This is a genomic window from Vibrio sp. Vb0349 (assembly GCF_033338975.1).
Window position 1 is genome coordinate 1 of sequence record NZ_JAWOTS010000235.1, and the last position, 1,323, is coordinate 1,323.

The following is a 1,323-nucleotide window of genomic DNA, read 5'->3' on the forward strand; positions in this document are numbered from 1 at the left end:
CGGCAAGTTTGTTTGCTCGCGTACAACCAAAAGTGATGGCTTTGCACATCCCTGAAGGGTACGAAATTACTTGGGGTGGGGAATACGAATCATCGAAAGATGCGCAAGAAGGGCTATTTGGTTCTCTGCCAATGGGCTACTTGCTGATGTTCATCATCACCATTTTACTGTTTAACTCAATCAAAAAACCGTTGGTGATTTGGTTTACGGTTCCGCTTTCCATTATTGGTGTGGCGTTTGGTCTACTGACAACTAACATGCCATTCAGCTTCACTGCATTCCTTGGATTGCTGAGCTTGAGCGGGATGATTTTGAAAAACGGCATTGTGTTACTTGATCAAATTAACTTGGAATTAGAGTCTGGCAAAGATCCATATCTTGCGATTGTAGATAGCGCGATCAGCCGTGTGCGTCCAGTAAGCATGGCGGCGCTGACAACGATTCTAGGTATGATTCCACTCGTGTTTGACGCCTTCTTTGGCTCGATGGCAATAACGATTATGGCAGGTCTTGGTTTTGCAACGGTACTAACATTGATTGTTGTACCAGTAATGTTTGCGATTCTATTTAGGATTAAACCGACCACTGCATAAGGACTCCTGACTTATCTAAGTCAGCTTCCTGCCTAGCCCTGAGGGATTTCCTCAGGGCTTTTTTCGTTTTAGAACTTGTAAGAGACGCCAGCGTAAAGCGAGCCGAGCATGATGGTTAAGTCATCGTAAGTTTCGTCAATTACAAATGTGTCTACTTCATACGCGATGCGGAAATTCAGATTCTCGATCGCTTTAGGTGAGTATTCGCCACCAACACCTGCACGGAATGACGTTTCTGCTTTTGACGAAGAGCCAAAATCAAGTTCGGTACGACCAAGGCCGACCGTCGCAAACGGACGCCAGCCACTGTCAAAGGTGTAACCTAGGTTCGCCATTAGAGCGATGTTTTCAGGTTTTACCATTGTGCGCGGTGCATCTTCAAACTTGTCAAAAATATCACCGTAGCGTGTGTATTGCGCTTCGATTGCGACGATACGGTTGAACTGGTAACCGCCAAACAGTTTGTATGTGGAGTCGTTAGAATCCAGATTAACCGCATACGGCCAAACACTGTCGTCATAGACAGTTGTAACCCCGATACCACCACCAAGGTAAAAGCCTGATACGTCTTTTTTCTCGACATCAGTTTGATTTGCTTGCGCGAATGCTGAAACAGCAGCTAACAAAAGGACAGCTTTTTTCATGTGTAATTAACTTTATTATTTTGATTAAAACGAAGTGAAATATAAGAGGCTTTATCTGCTTTTGGGATTTTTCATCGGCTACTTGA

2 protein-coding genes are annotated in these 1,323 nt (G+C 44.3%); one reads left to right on the forward strand and one right to left on the reverse strand.

The window, feature by feature from the left end:
• The coding region (locus R7Q47_RS24835; RefSeq protein WP_318089946.1) for an efflux RND transporter permease subunit at positions 1–593 on the forward strand (593 nt) is incomplete at its 5' end.
• Between the two features lie 68 nt (positions 594–661).
• On the opposite strand, the gene R7Q47_RS24840 is transcribed toward R7Q47_RS24835, so the two are convergent.
• Complete coding sequence (locus tag R7Q47_RS24840; RefSeq protein WP_005454197.1) at positions 662–1,237, reverse strand: porin family protein; 576 nt, start codon at positions 1,235–1,237, stop codon at positions 662–664.
• Positions 1,238–1,323: the final 86 nt, after the last annotated feature.

What these genes read in the sequence shown, in the direction of transcription:
- R7Q47_RS24840 (WP_005454197.1), bottom strand. Translation starts at nt 1,237, where the DNA reads ATGAAAAAAGCTGTCCTTTTGTTAGCTGCTGTTTCAGCATTCGCGCAA.